The 17,439-nt window shown below is 69.5% G+C and carries 10 protein-coding genes and 1 pseudogene; 10 read left to right on the forward strand and 1 reads right to left on the reverse strand.

The window, feature by feature from the left end; all coding sequences use genetic code 11:
- Window positions 1-89 precede the first annotated feature (89 nt).
- From AC1RAA_RS19545 to AC1RAA_RS19590, 10 genes and pseudogenes are all read left to right on the forward strand, one after another.
- Window positions 90-1,700: an FAD-dependent oxidoreductase gene (locus AC1RAA_RS19545; protein WP_492730116.1), complete on the forward strand. Its 1,611-nt coding sequence runs from the start codon at window positions 90-92 to the stop codon at window positions 1,698-1,700.
- Window positions 1,697-2,815, forward strand: a complete 1,119-nt coding sequence (locus AC1RAA_RS19550) for a saccharopine dehydrogenase family protein (protein WP_492730118.1) — start codon at window positions 1,697-1,699, stop codon at window positions 2,813-2,815. Before AC1RAA_RS19545 ends, AC1RAA_RS19550 begins: the two co-directional genes overlap by 4 nt.
- Window positions 2,812-3,209: pseudogene (locus AC1RAA_RS19555) on the forward strand (DoxX-like family protein). Before AC1RAA_RS19550 ends, AC1RAA_RS19555 begins: the two are co-directional and overlap by 4 nt.
- Window positions 3,206-3,682 carry a DUF2269 family protein gene (locus tag AC1RAA_RS19560; RefSeq protein ID WP_492730120.1) on the forward strand — a complete coding sequence of 159 codons (477 nt, stop codon included), beginning with the start codon at window positions 3,206-3,208 and terminating at the stop codon, window positions 3,680-3,682. The pseudogene AC1RAA_RS19555 and the gene AC1RAA_RS19560 overlap by 4 nt, the downstream one beginning before the upstream one ends.
- Before the next feature lie 123 nt (window positions 3,683-3,805).
- On the forward strand, window positions 3,806-9,814 hold the full coding sequence (locus AC1RAA_RS19565) for an alpha-2-macroglobulin (RefSeq protein WP_492730122.1): 6,009 nt from the start codon (window positions 3,806-3,808) through the stop codon (window positions 9,812-9,814).
- 21 nt (window positions 9,815-9,835) lie between these two features.
- Entirely contained in the window at window positions 9,836-12,157 is a 2,322-nt protein-coding gene (pbpC, locus tag AC1RAA_RS19570) for a penicillin-binding protein 1C (protein WP_492730124.1), read from the forward strand.
- A 74-nt stretch (window positions 12,158-12,231) separates the two neighbouring features.
- Complete coding sequence (locus tag AC1RAA_RS19575; protein ID WP_492730126.1) at window positions 12,232-13,584, forward strand: esterase-like activity of phytase family protein; 1,353 nt, start codon at window positions 12,232-12,234, stop codon at window positions 13,582-13,584.
- Between the two features lie 149 nt (window positions 13,585-13,733).
- Entirely contained in the window at window positions 13,734-14,042 is a 309-nt protein-coding gene (locus tag AC1RAA_RS19580; protein ID WP_370680729.1) for a DUF3649 domain-containing protein, read from the forward strand.
- Window positions 14,039-15,691 (forward strand): PepSY-associated TM helix domain-containing protein, encoded by a 1,653-nt coding sequence (locus tag AC1RAA_RS19585; protein WP_492730128.1) that lies wholly within the window; start codon window positions 14,039-14,041, stop codon window positions 15,689-15,691. The genes AC1RAA_RS19580 and AC1RAA_RS19585 overlap by 4 nt, the downstream gene beginning before the upstream one ends.
- A complete protein-coding gene (locus AC1RAA_RS19590) occupies window positions 15,691-16,038 on the forward strand; it encodes a DUF3325 domain-containing protein (RefSeq protein WP_492730130.1) in 348 nt (115 codons plus the stop codon). The genes AC1RAA_RS19585 and AC1RAA_RS19590 overlap by 1 nt, the downstream gene beginning before the upstream one ends.
- A 7-nt stretch (window positions 16,039-16,045) precedes the next feature.
- Here the strand turns inward: AC1RAA_RS19590 and AC1RAA_RS19595 are convergent, their stop codons facing one another.
- On the reverse strand, window positions 16,046-17,437 hold the full coding sequence (locus AC1RAA_RS19595; RefSeq protein ID WP_492730132.1) for an aminopeptidase P N-terminal domain-containing protein: 1,392 nt from the start codon (window positions 17,435-17,437) through the stop codon (window positions 16,046-16,048).
- Window positions 17,438-17,439 lie beyond the last annotated feature (2 nt).

Genomic DNA, 17,439 nt, shown 5'->3' on the forward strand with positions numbered 1-17,439 from the left:
TCGTGTCGCTTCGCCAACCCCCTACCGGGGGCAACACCTGCGGCCCGGCAAAGCCGGTTCCGCGGTGTTCCACGAAGGAACCGTGTGCCATGAGGCGTCGTGGCTTTCTTGGCGTCGCTGCCGGTGCAGGCGCCCTGGCGCTGGCCGGCTGCGAGGCGCCGCCGCCGGTCATCGAAGGCGGCTTCACCGGCATCGATGTCGCGCGCGGCCACGCCATGCGCGACGCCACGCTCAAGTCGCAGGCCCCGGCCACCGTCAAACGCACCCGCGTCGTCATCGCGGGTGGTGGCGTCGCCGGCCTGGCGGCGGCGCGTGCGCTGCGCCTCGCGGGCATCGACGACTTCGCGCTGCTCGAACTCGAAGACACCGCCGGAGGCAACGCGCGCGGCGGCTCGGTCGGCGGCATCGCCTGTCCGCTCGGCGCGCACTACCTGCCCACGCCCGGCGACGACGCGCACGAGGTGCAGGACCTGCTCGAAGAACTCGGCCTGCGCCGCCGCGTGGCCGGCCGCTGGACGTATGACGAGCGCCACCTCTGCCACAGCCCGCAGGAACGCCTGTTCTTCCGAGGCGAGTGGCAGGACGGGCTGCTGCCCGTGCACGACGTCGGCGATGGCACGCACGCCCAATACCGCCGCTTCGCACAGCGCATCGACGCCCTGCAGCACGCCGCCCACTTCGCCATTCCCACGCTGCGCTTTGCCGTCACGCCCGAACTGCTCGCGCTCGACGCCCTGCCCTTCGCCGGCTGGCTCGACCGCGAAGGCTTCGACGATGCCCACCTGCGCTGGTACCTCGACTACTGCTGCCGCGACGACTACGGCGCCGGCATCGCGCAGGTGTCGGCCTGGGCCGGCATCCACTACTTCGCGAGCCGGCACGGCTTCCATGCGCCGGGCGACGCGAGCGGCAGCGTCAATGACAGCAACCCCGACCGCGACGGCGTGCTCACCTGGCCCGAAGGCAACGGCTGGCTCACCAAGCAGCTGACCGCGCCGCTGGGCGCGCGCCTGCACACCGGCCAGGTCGTCACGCGCATCGCCGAAGGGCGCGCCGGCGTCGAGGTCGATGCGTGGGATGCCGCGTCGAAATCCATGGTGCGCTGGCAGGCCGAGCGCTGCATCGTCGCGCTGCCCGTCTTCATCGCCGCGCGCGTGGTCGAGAACCCGCCGTCGCTGCTGACGAGCGCCGCCGCGCACGTGCGCTACGCGCCCTGGCTGGTCGCCAACGTGCACCTGCGTGGCCCGCTGGCCGACCGCGTCGGCGCCGCGCCGAGCTGGGACAACGTGATCTACGGCACGCGCGGCCTCGGGTATGTCGATGCGCGCCACCAGGCGCTCGACCCCACGCCGCGCGGCACCGTGCTCAGCTGGTACCGCCCGCTGGGCCCGAGCGGCTACGACACCGGCGACGGCCGCCAGCTGCTGCTCGAGCGCCCGTGGACCGCATGGCGCGACGAGCTGCTGGCCGAGCTGTCGGTGCCGCACCCCGACCTGCCCGCGCTCGCCACGCGCGTCGAGATCACGCGCTACGGGCACGCCATGTCGATCCCGCGCCCCGGGCTGCTCGCGCAGATCGGCGCACTCGGCGACCGCGTGGCCGCGGGCCGGCTGTCGTTCGCGCACGCGGACTGGTCGGGCTATTCGATCTTCGAGGAAGCCTTCACGCGCGGCCACATCGCCGGAACGAACCTCGCATGAAGACGCTGGTGCTCGGCGGCTACGGCAACTTCGGCGCGCGCATCAGCCGCGCGCTGGCGCAGGACCCGGGCATCGAGTTGTACGTCGGCGGGCGCGACCTCGAGCGGGCCACGGCCTTCGCGCAATCGCTGGACGGCAGTGCACGCGGTGTGCGCGTCGATGCGCAGTCGCCCGACCTCGCGCAGGGGCTGGGCTTTCTGGGCGTCGACCTCGTCATCCACACCGCCGGCCCGTTCCAGGGCCAGGACTACCGCGTGCCGCAGGCCGTGGCGGCCGCCGGCGCGCACTACATCGACCTGGCCGACGGCCGGCGCTTCGTCTGCGACTTTCCCGCCGCGATGGACGCCGCCTTCCGCAGCGCAGGCCGCACCGCCGTGACCGGCGCCAGCACCGTGCCCGCGCTGTCGTCGGCGGTGGTCGATCACCTCGCCGCCGGTTGGCAAGGCATCCGCAGCATCGACATCTGCATCGCGCCGGCACAGGGCGCACCGCGCGGCGAAGCGACGCTCGCGGGCGTGCTCGCCTACTGCGGCGCACCGATCCGCGTCTGGCAGGGCGGCCGCTGGACCGAGCAGCCCGGCTGGGCGCATCCCGCGAAGGTGCAGTTCGCGCGCATGAAGCCGCGCCGCGGCGCCTTGTGCGACATCCCCGATCTCGAACTCTTTCCCGCGCGCTACGCCGGCGTGCAGTCGGTCATGTTCCGCGCCGCACTCGAAGTCGGCCTGACCCAGCACGCCTTCGCCTTCCTGGCGTTCCTGCGGCGCACGGGCCTGCTGCGCGCACCGCAGAAGCTGGCGCCGCTGCTGCACGCGACGGGCGGCGTGTTCGATGCGTTCGGCACCGCGCTGGGCGGCATGGTGGTGCGCGTCGAAGGCACCGATGCACACGGCGCCATCGCGCGCCGCGCCTGGCACATCGCGGCGGACGACAACCACGGCCCCGAGATTCCTTGCATGGCCGCCATCCTGCTGGCCCGGCGGCTCGCGCGCGGCGAGGCGTTGCCGGTGGGCGCGCACGCCTGCGCCGGCCTGCTCACGCTGCCCGAGTTCGACCCCGAGTTCGCGCGCTGGGGCATGGTGACGGATGTGATCGACGAAGGGGCGCCCACGCCATGACGCGCCCTGCTGCTGCCGACGGCGACGACCGCCTGCTGCGCCTGAGCCTCGTCGCCGTCTGGCTCTTCACCGCCGTCGCCAGCATCGTCGAGCTCGACGGCCAGAGCCGCCGCGTGCTGGCCGACGCGGGCATCGCCTCGCCGCCGTGGCTGGTGCAGGCGCTGATCGTCGGCGGCGCGGCGGCCGATCTCGCGATCGGCCTGGCGCTGTGGCTGCGACCCGGCCGCGACCCGGCCGCACCGTCTACCTGGCCGCCTTCGCGTTGATGCTCGCCATGACGCTCGTGGCGACCGTGCTGCAGCCGGACCTGTGGCTGCATCCGCTCGGCCCCCTGCTCAAGAACCTGCCCATCGCCGCGCTGCTCTGGCACCTGTACCGACGCGCCACGCCATGAACACCTACCTCGTCCTCAAGTGGCTGCACATCGTCTCCAGCGTGCTGATGGTCGGCACGGGGTTGGGGTCGGCCTTCTACATGTTCTTTGCCAACCGCAGCGGCAGCGTGCCGGCGCAGGCGGTGGTGAGCCGGCTGGTGGTGCGCGCGGACTGGTGGTTCACCACGCCCACGGTCATCCTGCAGCCGGTCACCGGCTTCGCGCTGGCGCACCTGGCGGGCTGGCCGCTGTCGACGCCGTGGCTGGCGTTGTCGCTGGGGCTGTTCGCGTTCGCGGGCGCGTGCTGGCTGCCGGTGGTGTGGCTGCAGATCCGCATGGCGGCCCTGGCGGGGCAGGCGCATCGCGAGGGCGCCGCGCTGCCGTCGCTGTATCTGCGCTACCAGCGCTACTGGGAACTGTTGGGCTACCCGGCTTTCGTGGCCATGGCCATCGTGTTCTGGCTGATGGTGAACAAGCCCGCACTTTCGTTCTGACGTTCGAGACGGGCCGGTGCGCGGGCCCTGTGCGGTTTTCACGCAGACTTCACACACAGCGCCATGGCTTCACAGACCGGGCAGAGACTGTCAGGCGCCAACAAAAACATCGGGGGAGCGTCCATGCTTCAAGTTGCCAATCGAAAACTCGCGTCGCTCAGCGACGTGCTCTTCACCGGACTGGGCCGCGTGCTCGGGTTCCTGCGTCCGCTGGCACGCGGACTCATCGGTTCCTGGCGACCCCCGGGGTGGCTGCGCATCGTGGGCGCCTTTCTTCTCTTCGGGCTGCAGTGGCTGCAGCAACGGCTGGCCTGGGTGGTGCTGCTGGCGTTGCTGGTGCTGGCCGGCTGGTTCGCGAGCCCGCACGTGCTGAAGTGGTGGCACGGCCTCACGCCCGACCGCGTCGAGCCCGTCGTTTCCACGGCGCAGATCGTGGCGCCGCCGCGCACGCAGATCGAAAACGACAAGGGGCCCAACCCGGTCGTCATCAACTTCTCCGCCTCGGTCGCGCCGATCGCGCGCATCGGCCAGGAGGCAACCGGCGTCACCATCGAGCCCGCCATTGCCGGGCGCTGGACGTGGAGCAGCCAGAAGAAGCTCGAATTCCTGCCCACGCAGGATTGGCCAGTCGGCCAGCCCTACAAGGTGCAGCTCTCGAAGGACGCGCTCGCACCGCACATCGAGATCGAGCAGCGCAAGTACGAGTTCACCTCGCCCGAATTCAGCGCGCGCATCGCGGGCGCGGAGTTCTACCAAGACCCGGTGCAGGCCAACGTGCGGCGCGCGCTCTTCCAGGTGCGCTTCTCGCACCCCGTGAGCACGGCAGAGTTCGAAAAGCGCCTGGTGCTGACCTATGACCAGGCCTGCGGCACCTCGATCTTCAGCGTGGGCAAGTGCGCGAGCGAGAAGTTCACCGTCAGCTACGACAAGCTGCGCCTCACCGCCACCCTGCAGTCCGAGCCGCTGCCCATCCCCGAGAAGACGCGCCCCGTGGTGCTCAGCCTCACCTCCGGTGCGGTCGCGCAGAAGGGCGGCCCCGGCCAGCGCAGCGACATCTCGCGCGCGGTCGACATCCCCGGCCTCTTCAGCCTCGACATCTCGAGCATCGACCCCACCATCGTCACGGGCGAGAACGGCGAGCCCGAGCATGTGATGCACGTCACCGCCTCGATGCCGGTGCACGAGCGCGAAATGGCGCGCGTGGTGCAGGCCTGGCTGCTGCCCGCCACGGAAGAAGCCAAGGGCGACCCCGAAGAAAAGTTCGACTGGTCCGCCGACCCCGCGAAGGTCACCGACGCCGTGCTGCGCCGCGCGAAGAAGATCAATCTGCAGCCTATCGCCAGCGAACGCGAAGTGACCGAGATGGTCAGCTTCCGCCTCCCGCAAGCCGAAGGCGGCCGCTACCTGCTGGTGCGCGTGGCCAAGGGCCTCAAGACACCGGGCGGCTACCAGCTCGGCGCGGCGCGGCAAGACGTGCGCCTGCTCAAGACCTTCGCGCCCGAGCTCACCATCATGAGCCAGGGTTCGCTGCTCGCACTTTCCGGTGAACGCAAGCTGCCGATCCTGGTGCGCGACCTGCCCGGCATCCGCCTGGAAATCGGACGCCTGCTGCCGCAGCAGCTGCAGCACCTGGTCACGCAGACCAACGGCGACTTCGCGCATCCGCAGTTCAACGGCAGCCTGCAGTCGGACAACCTCGTCGACCGCTTCCAGAAGGAGATTCCGCTCAGCATCCCCGCCGGCAAGGCGCACTACGAGACCGTCGACTTCGCCGAGTACCTGCGCAGCGACGTGGCCGACCGCCGCGGCGTGTTCCTGCTCAAGGTGCAGGGCTTCGACCCCAAGGCCAAGAAGAAGGCCGAAGGCGATGCCACGCAGGCGCAGCCCGAAGAGGAGCAACAGGAAGAACAGCCCTCGGAAGGCGAAGGCGACCCCGAAAGCGGCAACCCCGAAGACCAGAAGGACCAGCGCCTGGTGCTCGTCACCGACCTGGGCATCGTCGCCAAGAAGTCGCTCGACGGCACGCGCGACGTGTTCGTGCAGAGCATCGCCAACGGTCAGCCCGTGGCCGGTGCGCTGGTCGAGGTGTGGGGCCGCAACGGCATGATCGTCGCGTCGCAATCCACCGACGCCACGGGCGCCGCCAAGCTGCCCAACCTCGCCGGCTACCAGCGCGAGAAAGCGCCTGTGGTGCTGGTGGTGCGCAAGGACGGCGACCTGAGCTTCCTGCCCTTCAACCGCAGCGACCGCACGCTCGACATCTCGCGCTTCGACGTCGGCGGCCTGCGCGCGGCCGGCGTGCCGAACCAGATGACCGCGTACGTGTTCAGCGACCGCGGCATCTACCGCCCGGGCGACACCATGCACATCGCGATGATGGTCAAGGCCGGCAACTGGGCCACGTCGTTGCGCGACCTGCCGCTCGAGGCCGAGATCATCGATGCGCGCGGCCTCAGCGTGCGGCGCGAGAAGCTCAAGCTCGGCCCCGGCGGCGCGGCGGAAATCGCCCACGCCACGCAGGACACCTCGCCCACCGGCAACTACACCGTCAACCTCTACCTGCCGCGCGAATCCTCGCCCGGCAACCCCGAGGTGCAGGGCCTGCTGATCGGCAGCACCACGGTGAAGGTGCAGGAGTTCCTGCCCGACCGCACCAAGGTCGTCGCCAAGCTCAGCAGCGAGGTCGCCGAAGGCTGGGTCAGGCCCAAGGACCTGAAGGCGCTCATCGACGTGCAGAACCTCTTCGGCACGCCCGCGCCCGACCGCAAGGTCGAAGGCACGCTCACGCTGAGCCCGGCTTTCCCGGTGTTCCGCGCGTTCGCCGACTACGCCTTCTTCGATCCGCAGCGCGCCACCGAGAAGCAGGTCGACGACCTGGGCAGCGTGCAGACCAGTGCCGAAGGCAAGGCCGAGTTCGACCTGCGCCTCTCGCGCTTCGATGCAGCGACGTACCAGGTGCACGTGCTCGCCAAGGCCTTCGAGCCCGAAGGCGGACGCAGCGTTTCGGCCGAGGCGCAGACGCTGGTGAGCGACATGCCTTACCTCGTGGGCGTGAAGGTCGATGGCGACACCAGCTACGTGAGCAAGGGCGCCGCGCGCAATGCGACCGTGATCGCGATCGATCCGCAGGCCAAGAAGACGGCCGTGGACGACCTGAAGATCCAGCGCGTGGAGCGCAAGGTGCTGTCGGTGCTCGTGAAGCAGGACAACGGCCTCTACCGCTACGAATCGCGCAAGAAGGAAATCGTGATCGACGAGAAGCCGCTGGCCATCGTCGCCGCAGGCAACACCATCGCGCTCAACACCGCCACGCCCGGCAACTTTGCCTACGTGGTGCGCAATGCGGGCGGGCTGGAGCTGAACCGCGTCGAGTACAGCGTGGCGGGCAACGCGAACGTCTCGCGCTCGCTGGACCGCAATGCCGAACTGCAGCTCACGCTCGACCGCAAGGACTACGAGCCGGGTCAGGAGATCGAGGTGAGCATCCGTGCGCCGTACGTGGGCGCCGGCCTCATCACCATCGAGCGCGACAAGGTCTATGCCCACGCATGGTTCAAGACCGACAAGACCGCCTCGGTGCAGAAGATCACGCTGCCCAAGGACTTCGAGGGCACCGGCTACATCAACGTGCACTTCGTGCGCGACCCGGCCTCGGACGAGGTCTACATGAGCCCGCTGTCGTACGGCGTCATTCCCTTCGCCACGAGCCTTGCAAAGCGCACCGCGAACCTTCAGCTCACCAGCAGCGAACTCGTGAAGCCCGGCCAGACGGTGAAGATGAAGCTCACCAGCGACAAGCCCACGCGCGCCGTGCTGTTCGCGGTGGACGAAGGCATCCTGCAGGTGGCGCGCTACAAGACGCCCGATCCGCTCAAGCACTTCTTCCAGAAGCGGGCGCTCGAAGTGGGCACCCTGCAGACACTCGACCTGATCCTGCCGGAGTTCAAGAAGCTCATGCAGGGTGCCGCCCCCGGCGGTGATGGTGAAGGCGAGCTCGGCAAGCACCTGAATCCGTTCAAGCGCAAGCGCGACAAGCCGGTGGCGTACTGGTCGGGTCTCGTCGATGTGAACGGCAGCCGCGAGTTCAGCTACACCGTGCCCGAGAGCTTCAACGGCAGCCTGCGCGTGATGGCCGTCGCTGTGAACGACGAGACCACCGCCGCCAGGAGCACCCGCACCGTGGTGCGCGGCGACATGGTGATATTGCCGAACGCGCCGCTCGCGATGGCGCCCGGCGACACCGTCGAAGTGGGCGTGGGCCTTGCGAACAACATCGTGGGCTCGGGCAAGGACGTGCCCATTGCGCTCACGCTCACCGCCTCGGGCGGGCTCGAAGTGGTAGGCGATGCGACGCAGACGCTCAAGGTCAACGAGCGCGGCGAAGCGAGCACCAAATTCAACGTGCGCGCCAAACCGGGCGAGCAGGCGGTGCTGGGCTCCTCGGCGCTGGTGTTCACCTCGACGCACAAGACCTTCAGCGCACGCCTGTCGACCGAGGTGAGCGTGCGGCCTGCGTCGCCGTTCGTCACGCTGGTGCAGGCGGGCAGCTTCCAGCGCGCGGGCGAGCTGAGCAGCAAGGCCGACCTGTACCCGAACTTCCGCAAGAGCGATGTCGCGGTGTCCGCCGCGCCGTGGGCCTTCGCGACCGGACTCATGCAGTACCTGGAGGTGTACCCGCACGGCTGCACCGAGCAGATCACGAGCCAGACCTTCCCGGCCGTGCTGCTGTCGGGCCGACCCGAGCTGGTGAAGGAAATGGCGCGCGGCCGCACGCCCGAGCAGGGCCCGATGCCCGAGGCGCGCAAGACCTTCGAGCGCTACCTCGTGCAGCTGCGCGCACGGCAGACGGCCGACGGCGGCTTCTCGCTGTGGCCCGGCGCAGGCACCGACGCCTTCGCCACGCTCTACGCGGTGCACCTGCTCATCGAAGCCAAGGACCACAAGCTGCCCGTGCCGCAAGACCTGCTGCAGAAAGCGAACACGTACCTGCAGGGCTGGCTCGGCAGCGGCGACACCTCGCTCGACGGCTGGCGCCAGCGCACGCAGGCGGCCTACCTGCTCACGCGCCAGGGCATCATCGCGCCGGCCGCGCTGGCCAACCTGCGCGAAGCGTGGCGCAACAAGCAGACGCAAGGCTGGAGCGACGACCTGGGCGCCGTGTACCTCGCCGCGAGCTACCAGCTCGTGAAGCAGGAGCAAGTGGCCAACGAGCTGCTCAACCCGGTGTGGTCCGACCTGCTCGCGCGCACTGAGAAGAAGCAGCGCCGCAACGTGTGGGGCGCCTACTACGACCCGCTGGTGCACGACAGCATGACGCTGCACTTGGTGGGCCGCCACTTCCCCTCGCGCCTGAAGACGCTGAAGCCCGAAGTGTGGGAAGGCATGGGCGCGATGGTGCGCGACGGTTGGTACAACAGCCTGTCGTCGGCCTCGATGCTGCTCGCGGTCGATGCGTACTTCGAAGCGGTGGCGCAGAACGTCGAAGGCAAGCTCACCGCGCAGAGCGTCAACGCGCAAGGGCAGGCCGCGGCACTCGCGCTGGGCTCGGTGAATCCGATCACGCGTGCCGCGGTGCCCGCCGGCACGGCCAAGCTCAAGCTGTCGAACGACAGCGACTTCAACCTGTACTACAGCTGGGCCGAACAGGGCTTCGAGCGCAACGTGCCCACCACGCCGGTGAACCAGGGCCTGGAGATCTTCCATGAAGTGCTCGATGCCAAGGGCAACCCCATCACCAAGGCCAAGCTCGGCGAAGAGGTCACCGTGCGGGTGCGCGTGCGCAGCCTGGAGCGCGCACAGCTCAACGATGTGGCGCTGGTCGACCTGCTGCCAGGCGGCCTGGAGCCGGTGCTGCAGGCCGTGGGCGACGACCAGGAAGCCAATGCCGACGCGCCGATCTGGAAGAAGCGCCTCGGTGGCGGCGGCTCGTGGAAGGTGCAGTACGCCGACATCCGCGAAGACCGCGTGGTGTTCTACGGCGCCGTCGACAAGAACCTGCTCGAAGTGACCTACAAGGCGCGTGCCACCAATGTCGGCGACTTCGTGGTGCCTGCGGCGTATGGCGAGGCGATGTACGACCGGCGCGTGTATTCGCGCTCGGCGGGTGCGCGCTTCCAGGTCGTCGCGAACTGACGCCAGGCAGCGGAGGCCGTCATGCGCTTGAGCGTGAAGTTGGGAAGGCTGCGCAAGCCTGCGCTGTGGGCGCTGGCGGTGGCCTTCCTGCTCGCGCTGCTGCGTCTCTGGCCGCACGCGCCCCTCAGCGAAACCGTCGGCAGCTCGCGCGCCGTGTACGCGCAGGGTGGTGAACTCTTGCGCCTCACCCTCGCAAGCGACGAGCAATACCGCCTCTGGGTGCCGCTCGACCGCATCTCGCCGACGCTGGTCGATGCGGTGCTGCTGTACGAAGACCGCCGCTTCTACGCGCACCCCGGCGTCAACCCTGCCGCGCTCGTGCGCAGCGCGTGGCGCATCGCCAGCGGCGAGCGCAGGCAGGGCGGCTCGACGCTCACGATGCAGCTGGCACGGCGCGTCTACGGCATCGACAGCCGCACGGCCATGGGCAAGATCGCGCAGATCGGCGCGGCGCTCTGGCTCGAGGCGCGCTTCAGCAAGCGCGAGATCCTCGAGGCGTACCTCAACACCGCGCCCTACGGCGGCAACATCGAAGGCGTGCAGGCCGCGAGCCTCATCTACTTCCGCAAGGACGCCGCCAAGCTCAGCCTGCCCGAGGCGCTGACGCTCGCGGTGATTCCGCAGAACCCCGTCAAGCGCATCGCCGAGCGCGGCCGCAATGCCGAACTGCAGTCGGCGCGCGAACGCCTGTGGGCGCTGTGGGCCGAGCGCGATCCGACCGCGAAGCAGCACGCGCCGGATGCACAGCTCGCGCTCTCGGCACAGTCGCGCGGCAGCCTCCCCTTTCTCGCGCCGCACGCCACCGACATGCTGCTCGCGCAGGAGCGCGGTGTGCAGGAAGTGCGCACCACCATCGACCTGCGCATGCAGGCCACGCTCGAACGCGTGATGGGCCAGTACCTGCGCACGCACGCCGACGTGGGCATGACCAACGCGAGCGCACTGCTGCTCGACGCCTCGACCATGCAGGTGCGCGCGCTGATCGGTTCGGCCGACTGGCACAACGACGCCATCGCCGGGCAGGTCAACGGCACGCAGGCCAAGCGCTCGCCGGGCTCCACGCTCAAGCCCTTCATCTACGCACTCGCGCTCGACCAGGGCTTGCTGCATCCGAAGACGATGCTCAAGGACGCGCCGACATCGTTCGGTCCCTACACGCCCGAGAACTTCGACCACCGCTTCGCCGGCCCGCTGCCTGCGCAGGAGGCGCTGATCCGCAGTCGCAACATCCCCGCGGTGGCCGTCGCCGCGAAACTCTCGAAGCCGGGGCTCTACGACTTCATGCGGCTTGCGGGCGTGCAGAAGCTGCAGAGCGAATCGCACTACGGCCTCGCGCTGGTGCTGGGCGGCGGCGAAGTCACGCCCGAGGAGCTCGCGGGCCTCTATGCCACGCTGGCCAACGGCGGCATCTCGCAGCCGCTGCGCTACACGCAGCCCGCGCCCGACGAGCGGCCGGTGCAGCCGCTGCGCCTCTTGAGCGAAGAGGCCTCGTTCATCACGCTGGACATGCTGCGCCACACGCCGCGCCCCGACACCACGCTGCCCGCGCGCCCCGCCATCGCATGGAAGACGGGCACGTCGTGGGGCTTTCGCGATGCGTGGACCGCGGGTGTGTTCGGCCGCCATGTGCTCGTGGTGTGGGTCGGCAACTTCGATGGCACGAGCAACCCCGCGCTGGTGGGCGTCGATGCGGCCGCGCCGCTGTTCTTGCGCATGGTCGATGCGCTGCGTGCCGAGCGGCTCGACCCTGGCGAGATCGCGACGCGCCAGCCGGCCGACCTGCGCCAGGTCGAGGTGTGCACCGCGACGGGCGGGCTGCCCGATGCGCTGTGCCCGGTGCGCACCACCACATGGTTCATCGCCGGCAAGTCGCCGATCCAGGTGAGCAACCTGCACCGCACCGTGTGGGTCGACGAGACGACCGGCAAGGTGGTGTGCAGGCCGCAGCCCAATGCGCGCCAGCAGGTGGTCGAGCAATGGGGCAGCGACATGCGGCGGCTGTTTCGCCAGGCGGGCCTGCCGCGCGCGAGCCTGCCGACCGATGGCTGCGAGAAGGGCGAGGCTTCGGAGACGGCACCGCTCATCACCTCGCCCTTGCGCGGCGTGCGGCACACGCTGCGCGTGAAGAAGCCGGAGCCGCTCGTGCTGCGCGCCGAAGCGGCGGCGGGTACGCAGACGATCTACTGGTTCGCCGATGACGCACTGGTCGGCAAGGCGGTGCCCGGCGAAGGCATCACCTGGATGCCGGACATGGCCGAATCGGGACGGCGCTACGTGCTGCGCGCGGTCGATGACCAGGGCCGCGCCGAGTCGCGAGAAGTGACGGTGGACATCGCACCTTGAGCTGAGCGGATGTCACGGCGGCGTCACGCCTGCCCGGCAAGGTCACGCGTTTTCGACTGAAAGCCTTTTCGTTCATGACGCGCTTCGCTTCCCTCTCTCTGGTCGCCCTGGCCACCGCCTTCGCCTGCAGTGGCGCTGTGGCCCAGACCGCCTTTCCCGCCACGCTCTCCGGCCACGCCGTGCTGCCTGCGCAGAGCTTCGTTGCCGCACCGAAAGACGCGCCCGCCGACCTGCAGGCGAGCGGCAAGTTCACCTCGGGCAAGCGCGTCGAGGCGCTGGGCACCGTCGAAGGCCTCTCGGCCGGCCGTGGCACCGGCGTGTCGGTGCCCTTCAAGGGCCAGCCGCTGCAGGGCCACTCGGGCATCAAGAAGATGGACGACGGCTCGTTCTGGATCCTCACCGACAACGGCGCCGGCGCGAAGGCCAACTCGCCCGACTTCATGCTCTACCTGAACCACTACAAGGTGGACTTCAAGAGCGGCAAGTTCAACCGCCTGAACACCATCTTCCTGCACGACCCCGACAAGAAGGTGCCGTTCCGCATCGTCCACGAAGGCACGAAGCAGCGCTACCTGACGGGGTCGGACTTCGATCCCGAGAGCTTCCAGTTCGCCGGCGGCGCGCTGTGGATCGGCGACGAGTTCGGCCCCTTCCTGATCAAGGCCGACCTGAAGGGCAAGGTGCTCGCGGTGTTCGACACGCAGGTGGACGGCAAGGCCGTGCGCTCGCCCGACCATCCGGCCGTGACCACGCCGGGCGCGCCGGGCGGCGCGGTCGATTTCCAGATCAAGCGCTCCAAGGGCTTCGAAGGCATGGCGTCGTCGAAGGACGGCAGCAAGCTCTACGCGCTGCTCGAAGGCCCGGTGTGGAACGCCGAGGCCAAGGACTACGAGAAGGTCGACGGCAAGGAAGCGCTGCGCGTTCTGGAATTCGACGTCGCAACCGAAAAGTGGACGGGCCGCCACTGGAAGTACGTGCTCGAAGCCAACGGCCACGCCATCGGCGACTTCAACATGATCGACGGCACCACCGGTTTGATCATCGAGCGCGACAACGGCGAAGGCACGAGCGACAAGGCCTGCCCCGAAGGCCAGAAGCGCACCGACTGCTTCCACGACATCGCGAAGTTCAAGCGCGTCTACAAGGTCGAGCTGAGCGACGCGAACGTGGGCGGCGCGGTGCGCAAGATCGGCTACATCGACCTGCTGAACATCGCCGACCCGAACAAGCTCGCGCGCAAGCCGCTGAACGACGGCGTGCTCAAGTTCCCGTTCTTCACCATCGAGAACGTCGACGTGGTCGACGCCACCCACATCGTCGTCGGCAACGACAACAACCTGCCGTTTTCCAGCAGCCGCGAGCCGAACAAGGCCGACGACAACGAGCTGGTGCTGCTCGAGGCCGGCGCGCTGCTGCAGGCGAAGTAAGGCGCCGCGCGCCTTTCAAGGCCCCGCTCGCGGGATGGGCGGGGGCGAGAAAAACCGAGAAGATGAGTATGATTCTCATTCTCCAGGTTTCTCCTCTCCCTCTGTCCCATGAATTTCCGAACGACCTCGCACGTCGTCCGGCGCCCGTCGTGAGCGCCGGCCTCCGCTACCGGATGGGCGTCGCGTCGCGGGCCGTCGCCGCCATCGCGGGCGGCTACGGCGTCGCCGCGCTGTCGGCCGCCGTGCTCGCGCTGGGCCTGCCTGCCCTCTTCGGCATGGCGCGCAGCGAAGCCGCGCTGACCGGCACGCTGGCCTCCTTCCTCGTCTACGCCGTGGCCGTGATGTGGGTCTTCGCCGCGCGCTCGGCGTGGCGCGCCTGGACCGGCCTCGCCATCGCGGCGGCGCTGCAGGGCCTGCTGTTGCTGCTGTGGACCCAGGGCGGCGGAGGTGCCGCATGAAGGAAGGATTCCGTCAGTCGATGGCCTGGCTGCACACCTGGTCGGGCCTGCTGGTCGGCTGGGTGCTTTTCATGGTGTTCGCGGCCGGCACGGCCTCGTACTTCAAGGACGAGATCACCTTCTGGATGAAGCCGGAGCTGCACGCCGTGACGCCTGGCACGGTGCCGCAGCCGGTGGCCGCCGACAACGCGCTGAGTTTCATGCAGCGCCACGCGCCGGATGCCACGCGCTGGTTCATCACCCTGCCCACCGAGCGCGAGCCCGGCGTGAGCCTGCTGTGGGCCAAGCCGCCGCCGCCGCCCGGTTCGCCGCCCGTGGACCGGCGCCGCAGCTTCGACCGCGCCATGCTCGACCCGGCCACGGGCCAGGCGATCACCGCGCCGCGCGAGACGCGCGGCGGCGAGTTCTTCTACCGCCTGCACTTCGACCTGCATTACATGCCCGCGCTCTGGGCCCGCTGGATCGTCGGCTTCTGCGCGATGTTCATGCTCGTGGCCATCGTCAGCGGCATCGTCACGCACAAGCGCATCTTCAAGGACTTCTTCACCTTCCGTCCGAAGAAGGGCCAGCGCTCGTGGCTCGACGCGCACAACGTCACCGCCGTGCTCGCGCTGCCGTACCATGCCATGATCACCTACACCGGGCTGGTCACGCTGATGTTCATGTACATGCCGTGGGGCCCGCAGGTGGCTTACAAGGCGCACGGCGGCAACGACACCTTCTTCGCCGAGGCCTTCCCGGGTGGCGTGCGCACGCAGATCAAGGCCTCGGGCACCAAGGCCGCGCTGGCGCCCCTCGCGCCCATGGTGGCGCAGGCCACGGCCCACTGGGACGGCGCGCCCGTGGGCCGCATCGTGGTGCACCAGCCCAACGACGCCAACGCCGTGGTCTCGCTCACGCGGGCCGAAGGCCGTCACCTGTCGTACGACCAGCCCAGCATGCAGTTCAACGGCACGACCGGCGCGCTCATCGGCAGCTTCGGCGACGTGCCCAAGGCCGCGGCCGAAACGCGCGGCGTGCTCTACGGCCTGCACATCGGCCGCTTTGCCGATCCGCTGCTGCGCGCACTGTTCTTCGTCTCGGGCCTGGCGGGCTGCCTGATGGTAGCCACGGGCCTCTTGCTGTGGGCCGTGAAGGAGCGCCAGAAATACGCCAAGACCCTCAAGCAGGGCGGACGCATCGGCTTCGGCCTGCGGCTGGTCGACGGACTGAACCTCGGTGCGATTGCCGGCCTGCCTGTGGCGATGGCCGCCTTCTTCTGGGCCAACCGCCTGCTGCCGGTCGACGTGGCCGGCCGCAACGAGGCCGAGATCCGCTGGTTCTTCATCGTCTGGGGCGCCACCGCCCTGCTGGGCCTGCTGCGCCCCACCCTGCGCATGTGGCAGGCGCAGCTTGCGCTCGGCGCGCTGCTGTTCGCACTGCTGCCGGTGCTCAATGCCTTCACCGGCCCCGCGCCGCTCACCGTGAGCCTGCGCAGCGGCCCGAGTTCGGTGGCGGGCTTCGACCTCGTGGCGATCGCGCTCGGCCTGGGGCTGGCGGGGGCGACCTGGCTGGTGGAGCGCAAGCGCCGCAAGGCTTTGGCGGCGCCCAAGAAAGCCGTCAAGCCAACGCCGCCGACCGAACTCGCCGCGTCGGGCCAGGGGTCGTGATGCCGCTGCTCGGGTTGGTGTTCGCCGCCTCGCTGGCCGGCTTCTGCGCGCTGAGCCTCGCGATGGACCGCCACAGCGAAGACGTCTTCGGCCGCGGCCACACGCCCGGCGCCTGGCGCCGATGGCTGCAGCTCGGGGGCGCGGCGCTGCTGTGCCTGTCGCTGTGGGCCAGCCTGGAGGCTGCGGGCGGGTCGGTGGGATGGGTGCTGTGGCTCGGAGCGCTGACTGCGGCGGCGCTGGCGACGGTCGGGCTGTTGAGTGGCTTGCCGCACCGCTTTCCGCGCATTGCCGCGGGCGCAGCGGTGCTCGCGATCGGGCAGGCGCTGTTCTGCGCGCTGCCCGCCTGATTCGCGCTCAGGCGCGCATCAACGCCTCGATCTCATCCGCCTTCACCGGCACCCCCCGCGAAATCAGTTCGCAGCCCGTGGCCGTGACGATCGCGTCGTCCTCGATGCGGATGCCGATGTTGTGGAATTTTTCGGGCACGCCCTCGCCGGGGCGCACGTAGATGCCGGGCTCCAGCGTCAGCACCATGCCCGGGTGCAGGATGCGGCTCGGGCGGTTCTTGATGAGTTCGTTGGACAGCGGGTCCTTGCGCTCGCTCACCTCGCCCACCTGCGTGGGTTCGACATAGCTGCCGCAGTCGTGCACGTCCATGCCCAGCCAGTGGCCGGTGCGGTGCATGTAGAACTGGAAGTAGGCGCGCGAGTCGATCACGTCGTCGACGCCGCCGACCTTGTTGCCATCGAGCAGGCCCAGGTCGAGCATGCCCTGCGCCAGCACCTTCACGGCCGCGTCGTGCGGGTCGTTGAAGCGGTTGCCGGCCTTGGTGGCGGCGGCCGAGGCGTCCTGGCTGGCCAGCACCAGGTCGTACAGCGCGCGCTGCGGGCCGCTGAATTTGCCATCGGCCGGGAAGGTGCGGGTGATGTCGCTGGCGTAGCCGTCGAGCTCGCAGCCGGCATCGATCAGCACCAGCTCGCCCTTGCGCACGGGCGCGGCGTCGGCGCGGTAGTGCAGCACGCAGGCGTTGGCGCCGGCCGCGACGATGGAGCCGTAGGCCGGGTACTGCGAACCGCCCAGGCGGAACTCGTGCAGCAGCTCGGCGTCGAGGTGGTACTCGCGCACGTCCTTGCCCTCGCGCAGCATGCGCGCCGACAGCTGCATCGCGCGGATGTGGGCGCGGGCGCTGATCTGTGCGGCGCGGCGCATGATGTCCTGCTCGTGCGCGTCCTTCACGAGGCGCATCTCGTCGAGCGGGCCGCACAGGTCGCGCTGCTCCTCGGGGCACAGCGCGCCGTAGCGCACGCGTGCGCGCACCGACTGCAGCCAGCCGTCGATGCGGGTTTCCAGGCCCTTGTGGGTGGCGAAGGGGAACCACACGGTGGAGCGGTTCTCCAGCAGCTTCGGTAGCTTGGCGTCGAGGTCGTTCATCGAGAAGGCCTCGTCCACGCCCAGCGCGGCGGGGGCAGCATCGGGGCCGAGGCGGTAGCCGTCCCAGATCTCGCGTTCCAGGTCTTTCGGCGCGCAGAACAGCGTGGCGCGGCCGTCGCCCGCCAGCACCAGCCACGCGTTGGGCTCGGTGAAGCCGGTCAGGTAGTAGAAGTAGCTGTCGTGGCGGAACAGGAAGTCGCTGTCGCGGTTGCGCTGGCGCTCGGGCGCGGTGGGAACGATGGCGATGCCGTCCTTGCCCAGTTGCGAAGCGAGGCGCGCGCGGCGCTCGGCGTAGATCGTGGTGTCATTGAGCATGG

The sequence above is a fragment of the Variovorax sp. GW823-FHT04F07 genome (assembly GCF_058795995.1).

Excerpts from the sequence above, each read along its gene's own strand:
- AC1RAA_RS19545 (WP_492730116.1), top strand. The coding sequence starts at position 90 with ATGAGGCGTCGTGGCTTTCTTGGCGTCGCTGCCGGTGCAGGCGCCCTG.
- AC1RAA_RS19550 (WP_492730118.1), top strand. The coding sequence starts at position 1,697 with ATGAAGACGCTGGTGCTCGGCGGCTACGGCAACTTCGGCGCGCGCATC.
- AC1RAA_RS19595 (WP_492730132.1), bottom strand. The coding sequence starts at position 17,437 with ATGCTCAATGACACCACGATCTACGCCGAGCGCCGCGCGCGCCTCGCT.
- AC1RAA_RS19560 (WP_492730120.1), top strand. The coding sequence starts at position 3,206 with ATGAACACCTACCTCGTCCTCAAGTGGCTGCACATCGTCTCCAGCGTG.
- AC1RAA_RS19585 (WP_492730128.1), top strand. The coding sequence starts at position 14,039 with ATGAAGGAAGGATTCCGTCAGTCGATGGCCTGGCTGCACACCTGGTCG.
- AC1RAA_RS19575 (WP_492730126.1), top strand. The coding sequence starts at position 12,232 with ATGACGCGCTTCGCTTCCCTCTCTCTGGTCGCCCTGGCCACCGCCTTC.
- pbpC (WP_492730124.1), top strand. The coding sequence starts at position 9,836 with ATGCGCTTGAGCGTGAAGTTGGGAAGGCTGCGCAAGCCTGCGCTGTGG.
- AC1RAA_RS19565 (WP_492730122.1), top strand. The coding sequence starts at position 3,806 with ATGCTTCAAGTTGCCAATCGAAAACTCGCGTCGCTCAGCGACGTGCTC.
- AC1RAA_RS19590 (WP_492730130.1), top strand. The coding sequence starts at position 15,691 with ATGCCGCTGCTCGGGTTGGTGTTCGCCGCCTCGCTGGCCGGCTTCTGC.